The sequence below is a fragment of the Polynucleobacter sp. MWH-Adler-W8 genome (assembly GCF_001889925.1).
Lineage (GTDB): Bacteria > Pseudomonadota > Gammaproteobacteria > Burkholderiales > Burkholderiaceae > Polynucleobacter.
In genome coordinates this window covers 27,344-46,993 of record NZ_LZFI01000008.1, presented here as the reverse complement: position 1 = coordinate 46,993, position 19,650 = coordinate 27,344, and the positions used below count along the sequence as shown (strand labels likewise).

Genomic DNA, 19,650 nt, shown 5'->3' with positions numbered 1-19,650 from the left:
ATGATGAACTTCTCCCCCAAGCCTAATATTCATCTCAGCCTAAGCGGGACACAAAACCCGTTATGCGATTTATAACTACATTGGAGACGTTAGCGAAAGCTAAATTGCATTGGCTCTACAAGAGCAAACCCGCAATTTCTATATCAATTTCTATGACAACTGATAATCAAAACACACAATTAACCGATGGCTTTCACCTCGTCATTGACGCCCTGAAAGCAAACGATCTCGATACTATTTTCGGCCTCGTTGGTATTCCAATTACTGACTTATGCCGTTTAGCGCAAGCAGAAGGTTTGCGTTTTATCGGCTTCCGCCACGAACAACACGCAGGTAATGCTGCCGCTATTGCTGGTTACATGACGCAAAAGCCAGGTATCTGTATGACTGTTTCTGCTCCTGGTTTCTTGAACGGTTTGACAGCTTTAGCTAACGCCACTGTGAACTGCTTCCCAATGATTTTGATCTCTGGTTCAAGCGAACGTGAAATCGTTGACTTGCAACAGGGTGACTACGAAGAGATGGATCAGCTGAATGCTGCTAAGCCATACTGCAAAGCTGCATATCGTATTAATCATATTGAAGATATCGGTATCGGTTTTGCTCGCGCAATCCGCGCTGCCGTTTCTGGTCGTCCAGGCGGCGTGTATTTAGATTTGCCAGCTCAGCTGCTTGCTCAAACCATGCCTGCTGATGAAGCTAAGAAATCCATTTTCAAAGTAATCGATCCAGTTCCACGTCAAATCCCAGCGGCTGATGCAGTTGCTCGTGCATTGGACGTGCTCAAAGGCGCAAAGCGCCCCTTGATTCTCTTGGGCAAGGGCGCTGCTTATGCTCAAGCCGATAAAGAGATTCGTGACCTAGTTGAAAAATCAGGTATCCCTTACTTGCCGATGTCGATGGCTAAAGGTTTGTTGCCAGACAATCACCCACAATCTGCTTCTGCAGCGCGTTCATTTGTATTGGCTGAAGCTGATGCAGTGTTATTGGTTGGTGCACGTTTGAACTGGTTGCTGGCACACGGTAAAGGTAAAACTTGGGGCAAAGAGCCTAAGAAATTTATCCAAATTGATATTCAAGCAAACGAAGTGGATAGCAACGTTCAAATTGCTGCTCCATTGATTGGTGATATCGGTTCATGCGTTGGTGAACTCTTGAAGGGCATCTCTGCTGTTCCTAAGCCAAGTGCTGAGTGGATTGCTGCGATCACTGAGAAGAAGGATAAGAACTTAGCCAAGATGGCAGAGACATTGGCTAAAGAAGCAAATCCAATGAACTTCCATGGCGCATTACGTGTGATTCGTGATGTGATCAAGAAGAACCCAGATGTGAACTTGGTAAACGAAGGTGCAAATACACTCGACTATTGCCGTGCAATCGTTGATATGTACAAGCCACGTAAGCGTTTTGACTCTGGTACTTGGGGCATTATGGGTATCGGTATGGGTTATGCAATTGGCGCGGCCGTTACTAGCGGCTTGCCAACAGTTGCAGTTGAAGGCGATAGCGCATTTGGCTTTAGCGGTATGGAATTGGAAACAGTTTGCCGTTACAACTTGCCAATCACGACTGTTGTATTCAACAACAACGGCGTATACCGCGGTACTGACGTTAACCCAACAGGCGGCGCTGATGTTGCACCAACTGTGTTCGTTAAAGATGCTCGTTACGACAAAATGATTGAAGCATTTGGTGGTGTTGGTTACTACGTAACTACCCCAGCAGAATTAGAAGCAGCGTTAACAGAAGCGATTGCTGCCGGTAAACCAGCCCTCATCAATGCTGTTATTGATGAAACTGCAGGTACTGAGAGTGGACGTTTAACGAACTTAAACCCATCCACAGCAGCTGCTAAGAAGTAATTCCAGACTAATTTAGAAGTAAACAAGAAAGACTTAAGGAGAAACAAACATGACTAAACCATTAGAAGGTATTCGCATTATTGACTTCACACACGTACAGGCAGGCCCTGCATGTACTCAGTTGTTGGCTTGGTACGGCGCTGACGTAATCAAGGTTGAGCGTCCAGGTTCTGGCGACGTAACTCGTAGCCAATTGCGCGACATTCCAGGTGCAGATGCTTTGTACTTCACAATGTTGAACGGTAACAAGCGTTCATTGACTTTGGATACTAAGACTCAAGAAGGTAAAGAAGTTTTAGAGAAGATGATCAAAACTTCTGACGTCATGGTTGAGAACTTTGGCCCAGGCGCTTTGGATCGTATGGGATTCTCTTGGAAGCATATCCAAGAATTGAACCCAAAAATGATCATGGCTTCTGTTAAAGGCTTTAGTGATGGCCACTCATACGAAGACTTAAAAGTGTATGAGAACGTTGCTCAGTGCGCTGGCGGTGCTGCTTCTACAACTGGCTTCTGGGATGGTCCTCCTACAGTTTCTGCTGCTGCTTTGGGTGACTCAAATACTGGTATGCACTTGGCAATCGGTATCTTGACAGCTTTGATGCAACGTCAAAAAACTGGCAAAGGTCAAAAAGTTTCTTGCTCAATGCAAGACGCTGTATTGAACTTGTGCCGCGTGAAGTTGCGCGACCAACAACGTTTGGACAAAATTGGTTACTTGGAAGAGTACCCACAGTACCCACACGGTTCATTTACTGACGTAGTTCCACGTGGCGGTAACGCTGGTGGTGGCGGTCAGCCAGGTTGGGTGTTGAAGTGTAAGGGTTGGGAAACAGATCCAAACGCATACATCTACTTCACTATTCAAGGTCACGCTTGGGAGCCAATTACTCGTGCGATTGGTAAGCCAGAGTGGGCAACTGATCCAGCGTACATGACTGCTGAAGCGCGTCAAGACAAGATTTTTGACATCTTCGCAACTATTGAAGACTGGCTCAAAGATAAGACTAAATACGAAGCTGTAGACATTCTCCGCAAGTTTGATATTCCATGTGCCCCAGTTCTCTCCATGAAAGAATTGGCTAACTCACCTGACTTGCGTAAGAGCGGTTCTATTGTTGAAGTGGACCACAAAGTACGTGGTAAGTATTTGACTATCGGTAGCCCAATCAAGTTCTCTGATTTGGAAATCGAAGTTGGTCCATCACCAGTATTGGGCGAGCACACTGACGAAGTATTGGCTGACCTTGGCTATAGCGCTGATGACATCGCTAAGTTGCACACAGCTAAAGCAGTTTAATAACAAGTAACATTGGCATTAATTTGAAGGCGCTCCTAGTGAGCGCCTTTTTTATTTCTTAAAAACTCTATAGACTGATCACATGAACACCAATATTGATTTACACTAGTTAGTAGAGTGCGTAGGCGATGCGATTGTGGTTGCCGATGCTGATGAAAAGATCGTGCTGTGGAATCCTGCGGCCACACGTATCTTTGGATACTCAGAGCAAGAAGCCCTTGGAAATACTTTAGATCTCATTGTTCCTGAGCGTCAGCGCCAGAAACACAATGAGGGATACAACCATTCAATGGAGACGGGCACGACCCGTTATGGCGCATCCTTATTGAAAGTGCCAGCCAAGCACAAGGATGGAAGCACTATATCGATTGCATTCACTGTAGGCATGCTGTTTGACGCCTCGGGGAAGGCTAGCGGGGTGGCTGCCATTATTCGGGATGAAAGCGAGCGTTTTGCCGAAGAAAGGGCCCTTAAAAAGCGACTTTCTGAGCTTGAAAATCCCCAGGCTTAGTCGCATATAGACCCTAACAAGAGTAAATGCAGGTTTAGACGGAATATATGCCCAAAAAGCGGGCACGCCTCAATTTCCCCTATATCCCACTGGTAAAATCGTCTTAATTCAAAATTTCATTCTTATTGGGACTTAAATCATGGCAAAAGCACTAGAAGGGGTCAAAATTCTCGACTTTACGCACGTTCAATCAGGTCCGACCTGCACTCAGTTGCTGGCTTGGTTTGGTGCAGATGTTATCAAAGTAGAAAAATCCGGTGAAGGCGATGCAACGCGTGGCCAATTGCGCGACATCCCCGATGCGGATAGTTTGTATTTCACGATGTTGAACCATAACAAGCGTTCCATTACCGTGAATACCAAAACCCAAAAGGGTAAAGAAATTCTAGAGCGCCTCATTAAAGAGTGCGACGTATTGGTTGAGAACTTTGCACCCGGCGCACTTGATCGCATGGGATTTTCTTGGGAGCGCATTCAAGAACTCAATCCAATGATGATCATGGCTTCTGTCAAAGGCTTTGGTCCTGGTCCATATGAAGATTGCAAGGTGTATGAGAACGTAGCGCAGTGCGCTGGTGGTTCTGCATCTACTACTGGTTTTGATGACGGCCCTCCAATGGTGACTGGTGCACAAATTGGTGACAGCGGAACCGGTTTGCATTTAGCACTTGGTATTGTTACAGCTCTATACCAACGTACGCACTCTGGCCGTGGTCAGAAAGTATTGGCAGCAATGCAAGATGCAGTCTTGAACCTGTGCCGCGTGAAGTTGCGCGATCAACAGCGTTTAGAGCGCGTTGGTCTGATGCAAGAGTACCCACAATTCCCGAACGGTGAGTTCGGTGACGCTGTACCCCGTGCTGGTAATGCTTCTGGCGGTGGTCAGCCTGGTTGGATTGTGAAGTGTAAGGGCTGGGAAACTGATCCAAATGCTTACATGTATGTGATCGTACAAGCGCCAGTTTGGGAAGCAATTTGCAAAGTAATCGGCCGTGAAGATTGGATTACCGATGTGCGTTTCGCATCGCCAATGGCACGCTTGCCACACCTTATGGAAATCTTCGGTGAGATCGAAAAGTGGACCATGACCATGACGAAGTTTGAAGTCATGGACGTATTGAATAAATATGACATTCCATGCGGTCCAATTCTTTCTATGAAAGAAATTGCTGAAGAGCCTGCATTGCGCGCGACTGGGACAGTTGTTGAGGTTGATCATCCAATTCGTGGCAAGTACCTCACTGTTGGTAACCCAATCAAGATGTCTGATAGCCCAACCGATGTGACTCGTTCACCTTTGCTTGGTGAGCATACTGATGAGATTCTTAGTGAGTTAGGTTACTCAACTGATGAATTGATCGCATTACGTCACGAGAAGGTGATCTAAGATGCGGGTTGCTTTAATTGGGAGTGCGGATTTTGGTAAGGCGGCGCTAGAAGCCTTTTTAGATCGCGGCGATGAAGTGGTTGCCGTTTTCTGCCCACCCGGCAATCCTAAATCAAGCAAACCCGAAGTCTTAAAAGAAGCGGCGTTAGCAAGGGGCTTAACCCCCTTGCAGTTTTCTTCCTTGAAGGGTCCAGAAGCTGCTCAAGCCATGATTGATGCCAACGCAGACATCTGTGTAATGGCTTATGTGCTTCAGTTTGTGCCGCAAGAGCTTTGTAAGATTCCGAAGCACGGCACGATTCAGTACCACCCATCCTTGCTGCCTAAATACCGTGGTCCGAGCGCCATCAATTGGGCAATTGCATTGGGTGAAGAGAAGACTGGTTTAACCATCTTCCGTCCATCCGATGGCTTAGATGAAGGCGAAGTGATTTTGCAAAAAGAAGTAGCCATTGGGCCTAATGACACATTAGGCAAGATCTACTTTGATCATTTATTCCCGATCGGTGTACAAGCCCTCCTAGAGACTGCTGATCTTGTAGTTGTAGGTAAGCATCAAGAAGTTGTTCAAGATGAATCGCAAGCGAACTACGAAGGTTGGTTTGATGCGAATGCCGCACAGATTCATTGGGCGACTCATATCACTCAAATCTATAACCTGATTCGTGCATGCAATCCTGCGCCTGGTGCATGGACTAAGTTTGGCGAACAAAAAGTACAGATCTATGATTGCCACAAACATGTGGCAGCAACGTTTGGTGCCGTTAAAGGTAAGCCAGGTGAAGTGACTCAAATCACGCTAGATTCTTTCTTCATCACCTGCCATGGTGGACAGATTGAGGTCCTGAAGGCTAAAGGGGCTGCGGGTAAAGTGACTGGTGCTGAATTGGCTAAAGAGTTGAATCTAGAGGTAGGACAGTTCTTTACTCTTTAGATTGGTTGGCAAACAGCCCGATGAGTCAATCAACTGCGATGCTCTGCAGTTCCTGCCGCAAGATCATCGTTTACAAATTGCTCTTCCGCTGCTATCTTTTGATGGAATGCTTTTAAGGCTAATTGACTTGAATTAGCTTGTTTAGCTTAGAAGGCGCCATTTGATTTTTACTACAAGGATTTTGTCTATGAAACGCCGATTTTTGCTATTACTGATTTGTGCCCTAAGTCTAGGAATGGTTGCCTGTTCTAAAGGCACTAATTCAAGTGAAATTAAGGTTGCTGTATCGCCTGCATCACCACCGATGCTATTTGATCAGAATGGGCAGATTGTTGGCGTAGATATGGATATTTTTCAGGGCTATTGCAAATCTCGTGGCTGCACCTTAAAAGTCACTCCTTATGATTGGCAGGGAATGCTTGGTGCAGTGTCAAGCGGTCAAGCTGATGTTGCCTTCTCTGGCATCTCGATCACAGATAAGCGCAAAGAGGCGATGGATTTTTCTCAGCCTTATTACGATAACTCTTGGCATTTGGTAAGTCTTAAAAGTAAAAATATCAAGATTACAGATTTAAATCAGCTCAAGAAATATTCCATTGGCTACCCACGTGGCATGGCTTACGATGACTTGATCAGAAATGAGCTGGAGCCAAAAGGCTACTACTCTTTAAGCAAGGTAAAGCTTTATCCCTCATATGCTGAGGTGGTGACAGATCTACAGAATGGCAATATTGATTTGGCATTCATTGAAGAGCCTGTGCTCTTGAACTATGAAAACAAGCTGAAGCTACCATTGGAAAGTGCTTATGTATTTAAGGGTTACGATAAATTGGGATTTGCCTTTGCCAAAGGATCCAAGTTGCGTGATGACTTTGATAAGTATTTAACAGAGCTAGGACCAGAAAAAATTCAAGCGATCTTAGATAAGTGGATGAAGTAATCCTCTAGCAAAAGTTCGTCATGAGTCTTTTAGATATTCTGCTGGAGCTCTGTAAGGGTGTTATCTACACCGTTATCGTGACACTGGTTTGCAGTATGACCGGCCTTGTTGTCAGTCTACTGCTTTCTAGTCTTCATCGACTCTCCATCAGAAGTGTTTCATTTCTTATTGATATCTACACCTACGTCTTTAGGGGAGTGCCGGTACTTGTTCTCCTGTTTATGGTGTACTTTGGCCTTCCCGGAATTGGTATTAAACCTCCGCCTTTAATGGCCATGGCCCTTAGCCTAGGTTTAGTAGCTGGCGCTTATCTCACAGAGGTCTTTCGTGGAGCATTTAATTCTGTCGATCCAGCCGAGATAGTTGCCGCACAGGCAATGGGTATGAGTCGCATCCAGGTGCTTCGTTATATTGAAATTCCGCAGATGCTCCGCTTTTCCATTCCCGGCATGGTGAATGAATTTACCTCCGTTCTGAAATACTCACCTTTTGCCTACACCGTTGGCATTCCAGAGATTACTAAGGAGGCCATGACATTGACAGCTAATACCCTAAAGGGAATTGATGTTTATTTGATGGTTGGAGTCCTCTATTTTGTTATTTATCGGATCTTGTTATTCGGCGTTCAGTTGATTCAAAAACATTATGAGATTCCAGGTATGAAAGAAGCAGCAGTATGACCGTCATCACCATCCGAGACCTCACTAAGGAATTTGAGGGTCAGTTAGTACTCTCCGGGATTAATCTGGATTTACAGCAGGGCGAAGTGAAAGTCCTGATGGGTTCTTCGGGGAGTGGTAAATCTACTCTCTTAAGATGCTTGAATCGCTTAGTAGAGCCTACCTCCGGATCAATTCGTTTTAAGGGCAACGAGATCCTGGGCCCCAATGTAGATGTTCGGCAATTGCGCAAGCAAATTGGTTTTGTATTTCAGCAATTTGCTTTATATAGCCATCTCACTGTCTTAGAAAACGTCACATTAGCATTACGTAAATTAGAGGGTATGGGGCTTAAAGAGGCCAATGAAAAGGCTTTACATGAGTTGTCTCGATTTGAGATGACATCCCATCAAAGCAAGTACCCATCTCAATTATCTGGCGGACAGAAGCAGCGCGTTGCTATTGCACGAGCTTTAGTAATGGACCCAGCCGTGTTGCTGCTTGATGAGCCAACCTCAGCACTGGATCCCATCATGTCTCGTGATGTGGGAGATCTCATAAATCGCCTGCACCACAATGGAATCACCATGATTTGTGTAACTCATGACTTGGGTTTAGCAAGCACCATTTCAGATCGGGTGCTATTTTTGGATAAGGGCGTCATTCGTGCAGACGAGTGCATTGATGTTCTTGCCAACAATCATTCTGATCCAGAGCTGCAAGCTTTTTTTGGTAAGAGAGAGTAGTCATGGCGGGATCTTGGAGCGGTTTTGAGCGTGATCTTCTTGAGCAGATGCCGCTCATATTGGCTGGACTTTCTAATACTCTCCAATTGGCAGTTGTAATTAGCATTACAGGATTTTTATTGGGTGTTGTTGTTTTCTATCTGACGCTCAGTAAGAACCCCTTCATACGCAATGCCGTCAATGGCTATATTTCCTTTTTTATTGGCATGCCCTTAATCGTGCTTTTGTTCTTAATGTATTACGGACTCCCTCAATGGGGGGTCCGACTCAATCCATTTACAGTGGCAGTGATCGGATTTACCTTAAATGTGGCTGCTTACAATGCTGCATATCTAACAACGGCATTTAATGGCCTAGATAAGACCCAGTTGGAAGCTGCTAGAGCACAAGGCTTTGAGCCGTCACAGGTATTTCGTTTAATTACTCTGCCGCAAGTGTTGCGTACTTCAGTGCCAGCACTAACCAACCAGGTAATAGGCAACCTTAAAGACAGCTCGATTACGTTTTTGATTCAGTACACCGAGTTCTTTGCCCGTATGCAAGAGCTGGCTTCCACTAATTTTCAGTTCTTCAAAGCCTACTTACTCACCGCTTTAGTGTATTTACTCTTGGTTTCCGTGATTGTCTTAGTTGCTAGAAGGATTGAGCGGCGGGTGCTAATACCGATTAGCTAAATTCAGCTAAATTTGTTTCACCAGAAATTGGATTTGTATGGAAAGTAATCATAAATTAGAGCGCGGTTTAGGTCAGCGACAAATCGAAATGATCGCTATCGGCGGCTGTATTGGCACCGGCTTATTCATGGGCTCTGGCAAGACCATATCGATTGCTGGCCCCAGCATCATTTTGATCTATGCCGTCATTGGTTGCATCTTATATTTTGTGATGCGGGCTATGGGGGAGTTGCTCCTATCGAACCTCAATTACAAATCCTTTGTTGATTTTTCAGAAGACTTACTGGGGCCGTCAGCAGGATTTTTTATGGGCTGGACGTATTGGTTTGCCTGGATTGTAGCTGCGATTGCTGAGATTATTGCGATTACTGGCTATATTGCTTTCTGGTGGCCCAACTTACCCCCTTGGATATCTGCTCTTTCCATTGTGCTTTTATTACTCACTCTAAATATTCTCAGTGTTAAAGCATTTGGGGAGCTAGAGTTTTGGTTGGCCATTATCAAAGTGGTCGCCATCATTAGTCTGATTGCTCTCGGGATTTACTTATGTATTACCGGCTTTGTTTCTCCGAGTGGGGTTACCGCCCACATTAGTAACCTATGGTCCTACGGAGGACTGTTTCCTAATGGGGTCTCGGGCTTGCTGGGGGGTCTTCAGACTGCCATCTTCGCATTTGCTGGCATGGAAATCATTGGCACCATGATGGCAGAAACAAAGGATCCAGAGCGGATGCTGCCCGATGCAATTCATAAAATACCTTTCCGCATCATGATTTTCTATATTGGCACGGTCATGGTTTTAATGATGGTGACTCCTTGGGTGGATATCTCTCCTAACGAAAGTCCTTTTGTCGGAATGTTTTCGCTGGTGGGTATGGTGAGTGCTGCATCCTTGATTAACGGCGTGGTGATTAGTTCGGCAACGTCTTCGAGCAATAGCGGCATATACGCTACATCACGCATGGTGTATGGCCTAGCAAAGAATCATCATGCACCATCCATCTTTGGAAAGTTGTCTTCTCATAAAATTCCAACTGGTGGCATCTTTTTTGGAACAGGTCTTGTGCTATCGGCATCCCTCATACTGACAACTACACAGTCCATGATGAGTGCATTTGAATTGGTTGGTAGCGTAACGGCCATCCTCTTTATTTACATATGGTCGATGATTTTGTTGGCCTACCTTGCTTATCGCAAGCGTCTACCCCAGGCTCATGATGAGTCGAAGTTTAAGACTCCTCTGGGTAAAACGATGATTTATGTAGCATTTGTATTTTTTGCTATCGTGATCTACGCTCTAGGCCTAAATGAGAACACACGCATTGCGCTGTACTTCTTGCCATTATGGTTTGTGGTGCTTGGATTTTTCTACTGGTTTAAAACTCGTAGAAGTGTGAATCAGAAAGCATTGATTGCAGCCTTTAAGAAAAAAGTCATCGAGCAAAATGTTGCTGCAAAAATATATAGGGCTCGATAGGAATATATGCAAACAGTGAATTCTCTAGTAGAAGATCTCAGTCTTCTCCCGCATCCTGAGGGTGGCTTTTATCGTGAAATGTATCGTTCGCCAACTATGGTTAGTGCTGAAGGCGCAGGACTAAAGAGTGCCTACACCAGTATTTATTATCTGCTATCAGGCGGCGACTTCTCATCATGGCATCGGATTAAATCAGATGAGACTTGGTACTTTCATAGTGGTTGCGATGTCAGTATCTATTTCTTTGATAAGAATAAAGAGCTGCAAACCATTCAATTGGGACTGGATTCGAAATGCTTGCAAGCCACTATTTCAGCCAATACTTGGTTTGCTGCCAAACCCATGCATCAAAACTCGTTTTGCTTAGTGAGCTGTGCTGTAGCGCCCGGTTTCGAGTTTGTAGATTTTGAAATTGGTCAGCGGGAGATCTTGTTAAGAGAGCTTGGCCACTCTGCAGATAACATCAAGGCTATTGAGACTCTTACGAGGGCTTGATCAATATTTTGACTGACCCCAGACTTAAATCTCGAGGTTGTCAATCAGTCTTGTTTTACCGAGCTTAGCTGCCGTCAGAATGACGAGCGGCTCACCAGCTTGTAATTGCTCATTGCTTGCAGGGGCTAAATCACTTTGTTGACGAATGGCGATGTAATCCGGTTGCCAGCCACGTTTAACCAAGCTGGCAACTGCTGCTTTTTCAATCTCAGAGATCGATTGGCTATTGCGATCCTTCAGTTGGATGACGCGTTCCCGAACTTCTTTGAGCGCCTTCATTAACTCTGGTGCTTCAGCACGTTCCTCAACAGAGAGATAACCATTGCGTGATGAGAGGGCAAGCCCATCTTCTGCGCGGATGGTTTCACCGGGAATGATGTCGACTGGCAAAGCAAACTGCTTGGCCATCTGGCGAATAATCATCAGTTGTTGGTAATCTTTTTTGCCAAACACGGCAACCTTGGGTTGCACGCATGAGAAGAGTTTGAGAACAACGGTGCAAACCCCTTTAAAGAATCCCGGGCGGAATTCACCTTCGAGGATGTCACCCAATTGCTGCGGTGGATCCACTCGATATTCTTGTGGCTGCGGATAAAGGTCGCGCTCGGTAGGTGCAAACAGAATGTAAACACCTTCTTTTTCCAGCTTATCAATATCCGCCTGCATGGTGCGTGGGTAGCTATCAAAGTCTTCGTTAGGACCAAACTGCAGGCGGTTCACAAAGATACTGGCCACAACTGGATCGCCATGCTGTCTTGCAAGACGCATCAATGAGAGGTGACCTTCATGAAGGTTACCCATTGTTGGTACAAATGAAGCGCGGTTTTGACCTCTTAAATGGTCACGTAATTCTTGTATGTCGCTAATGATTTTCATGCAACGGGTGTGTAGGCAAGGCGCACATAAATCGGCGCATAGGGCTCAGCTTGGGTAATTTCTACTAAAGCTTCGCGTGAGAGCTCAAGCATCGCAATGAAGTTCACGATAACAACCGGTATGCCTTTGCCGGAATTGATGGCATCTTCAAATAACTCGCTGAACTCAACAAACTTAGTGCTCTGCAAGCGGCGCAAGATGCGGGTCATAAAGTCACGTACCGATAATTCTTCACGGGTAATCGTGTGATGCTGAGTGAGTTTGGCGCGGTGTAAAACATCACGCCAAGCCATTTGCAAGTCTTCTACATTGACATCTGGCCACGCAATTGCGACGGTGGTATCCACATAGCCGTGTGCTACCTGGAAATCACGCCCTTGCTGTGGAATCTGATCAAGCTCTTGTGCAGCAAGCTTCATACGCTCGTACTCTAAGAGACGACGTACTAATTCTGCGCGTGGATCTTCTACTTCTTCTTCGCTATCTGCCTTCTTCATTGGCAGGAGCATGCGGGATTTAATTTCAATCAACATGGCAGCCATGAGTAGATACTCAGCAGCCAGTTCAAGATTGTGATGACGGATTTGATCGACATAGCTCAGGTACTGTTGAGTAACCTGTGCCATTGGAATATCGAGAACGTTGAAGTTCTGTTTGCGAATCAAATACAGCAATAGATCTAATGGACCTTCGAATGCCTCTAGAAAAACTTCTAGTGCATCTGGTGGAATGTAAAGATCAGTAGGGAGCTTAAAAAGCGGTTCGCCATATAGTTTGGCGAAAGCGGCCGACATGCCATCGGTAACCGATGGAGTGCTATCGAGTAAATCCGACATTGGCTGAGCGCTAGGCTCATTGCCTTGATTAGTCATTCGAGTACACGTAGGCGCGTTGCTTGAGTTTTGCAGCTTTGGCACGGCGCTGATCTTCAACGCTCAATGGCTCTTTGTCCCACAGGAGGGCGCGACCAGCCTGTTGTTCAGCTTCGAGCTGTGGATGCTCGGTTTTGAGTTCAGTTAAGAACTGGGTGATTTCAGATTGATATCTTGCCATGGCATTTCCTAAAATACTCAATAAATTCAATAACTTATGAAATCAATTCGAAAAGTTATCTAGGGACTACAACCGCCATTATAGGTGCTTTTTAGGGCTATTTTTACAAGTTTGCAGCCAGCAAAGCCTCAATTTGAGGGGCTTCCACCCGGGTCATGAGGTGTTTATAGGGCTTAATAGGGTTCTTGCTGGAGAGCGGGGTATTAATGTCTGACCATGAAAGGGGTGGCAAGGAGAAGAATTCTTCAACGCCAACTGCAACTTGAGGAATTACTGGCTTGAGGTACAGACTCATCATCCGGAATGCTTCCAGGGTAATGCTGCAAACTCGCTGTAAATCTGCTTCACGTTCTGGATCTTTAGCGATTTCCCATGGCTTGTTCTCATCTACAAAGCCGTTAACTTTGTCAGCTAACTCCATCACGGTACGCAATGCTTTTGCATATTCGCGTCCCTCATAGAGTTCAGCAATTTTTTCGCTAGCAGCAGCAATCTCTTTGAGCAGTGGATTACTCATCGCTTCATCAGAAACCACGCCACCAAATCGCTTCACTAAGAAGCCTGCGCTACGACTAGCAATATTGATGTACTTACCGAGTAGGTCACTATTCACGCGCGCAACAAAGTCTTGAAGATTTAAATCTAAATCTTCCATGCTGTCATTAAGCTTAGTCGCAAAGTAATAGCGGAACCACTCAGGATTAAAGCCGCACTCAATCACGCTGTTTGCAGAAATTAAAGTGCCGCGTGACTTACTCATCTTCTCGCCATCTACGGTTAAGAAGCCATGAGCAAATACGTTGGTTGGTGTGCGATAGCCGGCAAACTTCAAAGTAGCAGGCCAGAATAAAGTGTGGAAATACAGAATATCTTTGCCGATGAAGTGGTATTGCTCGGTAGTGGTATCTGGCTTAACCCACTCATCAAAATTAAGGCCTTTAGCTTGGCAGTAATTGAGGAAGCTGGCATAGTAGCCGATCGGGGCATCAAGCCACACATAGAAGTATTTACCTGGTGCATCAGGGATCTCGAACCCGAAATATGGGGCATCGCGGGAGATGTCCCAATCGCCCAGTTTGCTTTCGCCGGGCTGGCCAACCCATTCTTTCATCTTATTGCGAGCTTCAGGCTGCAATGGAGTTTTGACTTGAGTCCAGTCACGTAAAAACTCTTCGCAACGTGGATCAGATAACTTAAAGAAATAGTGATCAGAAATCTTTTTGATAGGGGTTGCACCGCTGACTACTGAAAAAGGATTCTTCAGGTCTGTAGGTGAATACGTTGCGCCACACTTTTCACAGTTGTCACCATACTGATCTTTAGCGCGGCACTTAGGGCACTCGCCCTTGATGAAGCGATCCGGTAAGAACATTTCTTTAACAGGATCGTAAGCTTGCTCAATCGCACGCTTTTCAATCAAGCCAGCATCACGCAGCTTGAGATAAATACTTTGCGCTAACTTCTCATTCTCAGGGCTATCTGTGGTGTAGTAGTTATCAAATGAGATGAGGAAGTTATCAAAGTCCCGCTTATGTTCTTTCCAAACATTAGCAATGAGTTCTTTAGGGGTGATGCCTTCTTTTTCAGCGCGCAACATGATAGGGGTGCCATGCGTGTCATCAGCACCAACATAGTGAACCTCATGACCACGCATTCTCTGAAAGCGAACCCAAATATCAGTCTGAACGTATTCCACCAAATGGCCGATATGGATCTGACCATTGGCATACGGTAAGGCGGAGGTGACAAGAAGGCGGCGTTGAGAACTGCTCATGTAGTGCGGACTTAAATAAGAATGTAAGAAGGTTAAATAGGGTGCAGCGCTCAATTATGCTGGCTAATGCAGTGATTTTAGTCTGCGGTTAAAGTAAGGCTCCTCGGAGTGTTCCTAAACCCCGATAAAATTGAGTTCAGCCCGACCTTAGAGAGTATTTTATGGCAGCAAAACCAACCATTCAGATGTCTTGTGCCTCAGTGCCTTTGGTGCATGAGGTCGAGGTTATGGATGAGCTGGGTCGCCTTAAAACTACCCATATTCCGGGGGAGCGCCCTTTAACCATTTATTTGGATAAGCGTGAAGTGGTGACGCTGATGACCTTGGGAAGTGCTCCAGAACCCCTGGTCTTGGGCTATTTACGTAACCAGCGCCTCGTGGAGTCTCCTGATGACATCGAAAGCATTCAGGTTGACTGGGAGACCGATTCGGCTGCTGTTAAAACCCGCCGGAGTACGGTGGATATTGATGCCCTAACCAGCAAGCGGGTAGTAACGACTGGTTGCGGTCAGGGAACCATGTTTGGTGGCTTAATCGAGGAGATGGATGCGATTCAGCTTCCCGAGGGACCGCTACTCTCTCAAGAGGCAATAGTTGCCTTGATTGACTCCATTCGAATCCATGACACCATTTATAAGAAGTCTGGTTCGGTTCATGCCTGCGCAGTCTATGAGCGGGACGGGCAGGATGGGGTGCGACTGCTGCACTTTATTGAAGATGTTGGTCGCCATAATGCGGTCGACTCGATTTCTGGCTTGATGTGGCTAGTGAATAAACCGGGCAAGGATTTGATTTTCTTTACTACTGGGCGCCTGACCTCAGAGATGGTGATCAAGGGGGCTCAGATGGGCATCCCTTTCCTTCTGACCCGCTCTGGCGTGACCTTGATGGGTCTGGAGCTGGCGCGCAAGACTAACCTCACCATCCTCTCCCGTTGCTCCGGCAAACACTTTGAGATCTATAACGCCCCGGAGAGGGTCGTTTTTAGCCAAAAACCCCAATAAATTCGTCAGCAGGTAAGGGTGAAGGTTTTACAATTCGGTCATGACTATTAAATCAGACCACTGGATCCGCCGCATGGGCGAGCAAGGCATGATCAGCCCATTCGAACCTGGGCAAGTTCGCCAAGATGCCGCCGGCAACAAAATCGTAAGTTATGGCACTTCAAGCTATGGCTATGACATTCGTTGCGCAGACGAATTCAAAATCTTTACGAATATCAATACCACCATCGTTGATCCGAAGAATTTCGATGAGCAATCATTCGTCGATTTCAAGGGTGATGTTTGCATCATTCCACCAAACTCTTTTGCATTGGCAAGAACGGTTGAGTACTTTAAGATTCCACGTAGCGTATTAACCGTCTGCGTTGGTAAGAGTACTTATGCTCGCTGCGGCATTATTGTGAACGTCACGCCATTTGAGCCTGAGTGGGAAGGTTATGTCACTTTAGAGTTTTCAAATACTACACCATTGCCTGCAAAGATTTATGCGGGTGAAGGTTGTGCGCAAGTACTCTTCTTTGAGAGTGATGAAGTGTGTGGAACATCATATAAAGATCGCGGTGGTAAGTATCAAGGTCAGCGGGGCGTAACCCTGCCTAAGACCTAAGCCATTACGGCAGTGCGTAAATTTCTATTTAATCGCCGTCCATCACGGATTAATCTAGAAGAATATCGCGCCACACTCTCGCGCTCAGAAATGGCGCGTCCAGAGAATAATTTCTACCATTGGCTGCTAGGTACCACCTGGACTAGCTTTATGTTGCTAGTCGTTTTTGTATATCTCGGTACAAATCTTATATTTGCTTTTGCTTATATCGCATGTGGAGACGGGGCCATTACCAATGCCCGACCAGGCTCTTTGTTGGATGTCTTTTTCTTTAGTGTGCAAACGATGGCAACCATTGGATATGGCCGAATGACTCCGGTTGGTAGTTGGCCAAATGCGATTGTGACGTTTGAGGCGTTCTTTGGAATTGTTTACTCCGCATTAACTACGGGTCTGGCCTTTGCGCGCTTTACTAGGCCTACCGCAGGCATACGTTTTTCTAAAGTAGCTGTAGTGGGCAACCATGACGGCATCAAAACATTGAAGTTCCGAGTAGCCAATGATCGCAGCTCCCATATTGTGGAGGCGCAGTTACGCTTATGGCTCATTGCAGAAAGCATGACAAGCGAGGGTGAGCGCTATCGTCGATCTGTTGAATTGCAGCTGCATCGCTCCGAGAGCCCAGTCTTTTCCTTGACCTGGACGGCGATGCATAGCGTGGATGAGGCAAGTCCACTAAAAGATTTCTTGGGTAAAGCAGAATTGAATGGTCATTGGCATCTTTTAATTACCTTTACGGGGTATCACGAGAGCCTGGCCAATCAAGTCTATGCTCGCCATGTTTACTTACCAAGAGATGTGCAGCAAAATGCGACTTTTGTCGATATAGTCACGGTTTCGCCAGATGGCGGCCGGATAATAGATTTAGCCAACTTTGAGAAGTGGGTTCCGAATGTCTCGGATAAATTAGCAGGGGAGTTTTTATGAAATTTCGTTTTCCAATCATCATTATTGATGAAGACTTCCGCTCCGAAAATATTTCGGGTTCGGGAATTCGTGACCTCGCCGAGGCGATTGAGAATGAAGGCATGGAGGTTATTGGCTTAACGAGCTATGGTGACCTGACTTCGTTTGCTCAGCAAGCTTCTCGTGCATCGTCATTCATCGTCTCGATTGATGATGAGGAGTTTGACTCTGACTCAGAAGATAATGATCTTCCAGCCTTAAATAACTTGCGTGCTTTTATTACCGAAGTACGTAAACGTAATGAAGATATCCCTATCTTCTTATATGGTGAGACACGTACCTCACGTCATATGCCTAATGACATCTTGCGCGAGTTGCATGGCTTCATTCATATGAATGAAGACACCCCAGAATTCGTGGCACGTCACATTATTCGTGAAGCCAAAGTGTATTTAGATTCATTAGCGCCGCCATTCTTCCGCGCTTTAACTAACTACGCTTCTGAAGGTTCATATTCTTGGCATTGCCCAGGTCACTCCGGTGGCGTTGCTTTCTTAAAAAGCCCAGTAGGAAGAATGTTCCATCAATTCTTTGGTGAAAACATGTTGCGCGCTGACGTTTGTAACGCAGTGGAGGAGTTGGGCCAGCTCCTAGACCATACAGGTCCAGTGCTGCAGAGTGAACGCAATGCAGCGCGCATCTTTAATGCAGACCATTTATTCTTTGTAACCAATGGCACATCGACTTCCAACAAGATTGTTTGGCACTCTACGGTTGCACCTGGCGACGTGGTCTTGGTTGACCGTAACTGTCATAAGTCAGTCATTCATTCCATCACCATGATGGGCGCGATTCCCATCTTCTTGATGCCTACGCGTAATCACTTGGGCATTATTGGACCCATTCCGAAGGAAGAGTTCGAATGGAAAAACATCAAGAAGAAAATTGATGCCAATCCGTTTATCAAAGATAAGAATGTTGTACCTCGTGTAATGACGCTGACGCAAAGCACTTACGATGGCATCGTTTACAACGTTGAAATGATTAAAGAGATGCTTGATGGCAAAGTAGATTCATTGCATTTTGATGAAGCTTGGTTGCCACATGCCGCATTCCATCCTTTCTATAAAGACATGCATGCGATTGGTTCAGATCGTAAGCGCACTAAGAAGAGTTTGATGTTTGCAACGCAGTCTACCCATAAGTTGCTGGCTGGTTTATCCCAGGCATCACAGGTGTTGGTTCAAGATGCAGAAGATACCAAGCTTGATCGTGATTGCTTTAATGAAGCCTATTTGATGCACACCTCTACTAGTCCTCAGTACGCAATCATTGCTTCATGCGATGTTTCTGCGGCCATGATGGAGTCTCCTGGCGGCACGACGCTCGTTGAGGAGTCTATTGCTGAAGCAATGGACTTCCGCCGCGCTATGCGTGAGGTAGATGATAAGTTTGGCGCAGACTGGTGGTTCAAGGTCTGGGGCCCAGATCATTTGGCGGAAGAGGGTATTGGCGAGCGCTCAGATTGGGTCTTGGAGCCATCAGCAGCTTGGCATGATTTTGGCAAATTGGCCAAAGACTTCAATATGCTCGATCCCATTAAGGCGACGGTTGTTACGCCTGGATTGGATATTGAGGGCAACTTTGGCTCTATGGGCATTCCAGCGAGCATCGTGACCAAGTATCTTGCTGAGCATGGCGTGATCGTGGAGAAGTGCGGTCTCTACTCATTCTTCATCATGTTCACGATCGGTATTACCAAAGGTCGTTGGAACACGCTCGTAACAGAGTTGCAGCAATTCAAGGATCACTTTGATAAGAATGCGCCACTCTGGAAAGTATTGCCTGAGTTTGTCGCTAAACATCCACGATATGAGCGCGTTGGCTTAAAAGATATTTGTCAGCAAATTCATGAGTTCTATAAGAGCCGCAATGTAGCGCGCATGACTACTGAGATGTACACATCCGATATGGTGCCGGCCATGATGCCTTCAGAGGCATGGGCGAAGATGGCACATAAAGAAGTAGATCGTGTGCCGCTGGATCAATTAGAGGGGCGCGTAACAGCCATGTTAGTTACTCCCTATCCTCCAGGCATTCCATTGTTGATTCCAGGCGAGCGTTTTAACAAACGCATCATTGACTACCTCTACTTCGCTAGAGACTTTAATGAGAAATTCCCTGGATTTGAGACGGATATTCATGGGCTCGTTAAAGCCAGTATCGATGGTAAGAGTGAGTATTACGTCGATTGTGTCAGGCAAGGGCGGGACATCACCCTTTAATCTCACCTCTTAGTTGAGCTAATGCCCTGAAAATTTCAGGGCATTTTTTTATTTGCCGATCTAAAAACGGTACTGTATCTTGCTTAATAATTATTTTGAAAGAGTGAGATTTTAATGGGCAAGAAACGCGTACCAAAATTTTTATTAGGCCATCCTCTAA

Annotated in this window: 18 protein-coding genes and 1 pseudogene; 15 read left to right on the top strand and 4 right to left on the bottom strand. The window is 45.8% G+C overall.

The window, feature by feature from the left end:
- Positions 1 to 152 precede the first annotated feature (152 nt).
- From oxc to AOC28_RS09700, 11 genes and pseudogenes are all read left to right on the top strand, one after another.
- Positions 153 to 1,862, top strand: a complete 1,710-nt coding sequence (gene oxc, locus AOC28_RS09750) for an oxalyl-CoA decarboxylase (RefSeq protein ID WP_072583790.1) — start codon at positions 153 to 155, stop codon at positions 1,860 to 1,862.
- 49 nt (positions 1,863 to 1,911) lie between these two features.
- Complete coding sequence (gene frc, locus AOC28_RS09745) at positions 1,912 to 3,162, top strand: formyl-CoA transferase (RefSeq protein ID WP_072583789.1); 1,251 nt, start codon at positions 1,912 to 1,914, stop codon at positions 3,160 to 3,162.
- A gap of 82 nt (positions 3,163 to 3,244) precedes the next feature.
- Positions 3,245 to 3,673 (top strand): annotated as a pseudogene (locus AOC28_RS09740) (PAS domain S-box protein).
- A gap of 139 nt (positions 3,674 to 3,812) precedes the next feature.
- On the top strand, positions 3,813 to 5,060 hold the full coding sequence (frc, locus tag AOC28_RS09735) for a formyl-CoA transferase (RefSeq protein WP_072583787.1): 1,248 nt from the start codon (positions 3,813 to 3,815) through the stop codon (positions 5,058 to 5,060).
- A gap of 1 nt (position 5,061) precedes the next feature.
- A complete protein-coding gene (locus AOC28_RS09730) occupies positions 5,062 to 5,994 on the top strand; it encodes a methionyl-tRNA formyltransferase (protein WP_072583786.1) in 933 nt (310 codons plus the stop codon).
- 187 nt (positions 5,995 to 6,181) lie between these two features.
- Positions 6,182 to 6,934 carry a transporter substrate-binding domain-containing protein gene (locus AOC28_RS09725; protein WP_072583785.1) on the top strand — a complete coding sequence of 251 codons (753 nt, stop codon included), beginning with the start codon at positions 6,182 to 6,184 and terminating at the stop codon, positions 6,932 to 6,934.
- Between the two features lie 20 nt (positions 6,935 to 6,954).
- Positions 6,955 to 7,614, top strand: a complete 660-nt coding sequence (locus AOC28_RS09720) for an amino acid ABC transporter permease (RefSeq protein WP_072583784.1) — start codon at positions 6,955 to 6,957, stop codon at positions 7,612 to 7,614.
- Positions 7,611 to 8,339, top strand: coding sequence for an amino acid ABC transporter ATP-binding protein (locus AOC28_RS09715; RefSeq protein ID WP_072583783.1), 729 nt, complete (start codon positions 7,611 to 7,613; stop codon positions 8,337 to 8,339). The genes AOC28_RS09720 and AOC28_RS09715 overlap by 4 nt, the downstream gene beginning before the upstream one ends.
- Positions 8,340 to 8,341: 2 nt before the next feature.
- A complete protein-coding gene (locus AOC28_RS09710) occupies positions 8,342 to 9,013 on the top strand; it encodes an amino acid ABC transporter permease (RefSeq protein ID WP_072583782.1) in 672 nt (223 codons plus the stop codon).
- A 37-nt stretch (positions 9,014 to 9,050) separates the two neighbouring features.
- A complete protein-coding gene (locus AOC28_RS09705; protein ID WP_072583781.1) occupies positions 9,051 to 10,490 on the top strand; it encodes an amino acid permease in 1,440 nt (479 codons plus the stop codon).
- 6 nt (positions 10,491 to 10,496) lie between these two features.
- Positions 10,497 to 10,985 carry a cupin domain-containing protein gene (locus AOC28_RS09700; protein WP_072583780.1) on the top strand — a complete coding sequence of 163 codons (489 nt, stop codon included), beginning with the start codon at positions 10,497 to 10,499 and terminating at the stop codon, positions 10,983 to 10,985.
- Between the two features lie 24 nt (positions 10,986 to 11,009).
- Here AOC28_RS09700 and panC read toward each other — a convergent pair whose 3' ends face one another.
- The 4 genes from panC to metG form a co-directional block, all read right to left on the bottom strand.
- Positions 11,010 to 11,861 (bottom strand): pantoate--beta-alanine ligase, encoded by an 852-nt coding sequence (gene panC, locus AOC28_RS09695; RefSeq protein WP_072583779.1) that lies wholly within the window; start codon positions 11,859 to 11,861, stop codon positions 11,010 to 11,012.
- Positions 11,858 to 12,697 (bottom strand): ScpA family protein, encoded by an 840-nt coding sequence (locus AOC28_RS09690; protein ID WP_237767787.1) that lies wholly within the window; start codon positions 12,695 to 12,697, stop codon positions 11,858 to 11,860. The genes panC and AOC28_RS09690 overlap by 4 nt, the downstream gene beginning before the upstream one ends.
- Before the next feature lie 28 nt (positions 12,698 to 12,725).
- On the bottom strand, positions 12,726 to 12,914 hold the full coding sequence (locus AOC28_RS09685) for a DUF3460 family protein (RefSeq protein ID WP_072583777.1): 189 nt from the start codon (positions 12,912 to 12,914) through the stop codon (positions 12,726 to 12,728).
- 103 nt (positions 12,915 to 13,017) lie between these two features.
- The gene (gene metG / locus AOC28_RS09680; protein WP_072583811.1) at positions 13,018 to 14,688 is read right to left on the bottom strand and encodes a methionine--tRNA ligase; all 1,671 of its coding nucleotides are present in this window, start codon (positions 14,686 to 14,688) and stop codon (positions 13,018 to 13,020) included.
- A 161-nt stretch (positions 14,689 to 14,849) separates the two neighbouring features.
- On the opposite strand from metG, the gene AOC28_RS09675 reads away from it, so the two are divergent.
- Genes AOC28_RS09675 through AOC28_RS09660 form a run of 4 tightly spaced genes read left to right on the top strand, consistent with a single transcriptional unit; the run spans position 14,850 to position 19,490 of the window.
- Positions 14,850 to 15,692 carry a formate dehydrogenase accessory sulfurtransferase FdhD gene (locus AOC28_RS09675; RefSeq protein ID WP_072583776.1) on the top strand — a complete coding sequence of 281 codons (843 nt, stop codon included), beginning with the start codon at positions 14,850 to 14,852 and terminating at the stop codon, positions 15,690 to 15,692.
- 40 nt (positions 15,693 to 15,732) lie between these two features.
- Positions 15,733 to 16,299: a dCTP deaminase gene (dcd, locus tag AOC28_RS09670; protein ID WP_072583775.1), complete on the top strand. Its 567-nt coding sequence runs from the start codon at positions 15,733 to 15,735 to the stop codon at positions 16,297 to 16,299.
- Between the two features lie 12 nt (positions 16,300 to 16,311).
- The gene (locus AOC28_RS09665) at positions 16,312 to 17,226 is read left to right on the top strand and encodes an ion channel (protein WP_072583774.1); all 915 of its coding nucleotides are present in this window, start codon (positions 16,312 to 16,314) and stop codon (positions 17,224 to 17,226) included.
- Positions 17,223 to 19,490: an arginine/lysine/ornithine decarboxylase gene (locus AOC28_RS09660; protein WP_072583773.1), complete on the top strand. Its 2,268-nt coding sequence runs from the start codon at positions 17,223 to 17,225 to the stop codon at positions 19,488 to 19,490. The genes AOC28_RS09665 and AOC28_RS09660 overlap by 4 nt, the downstream gene beginning before the upstream one ends.
- Positions 19,491 to 19,650 lie beyond the last annotated feature (160 nt).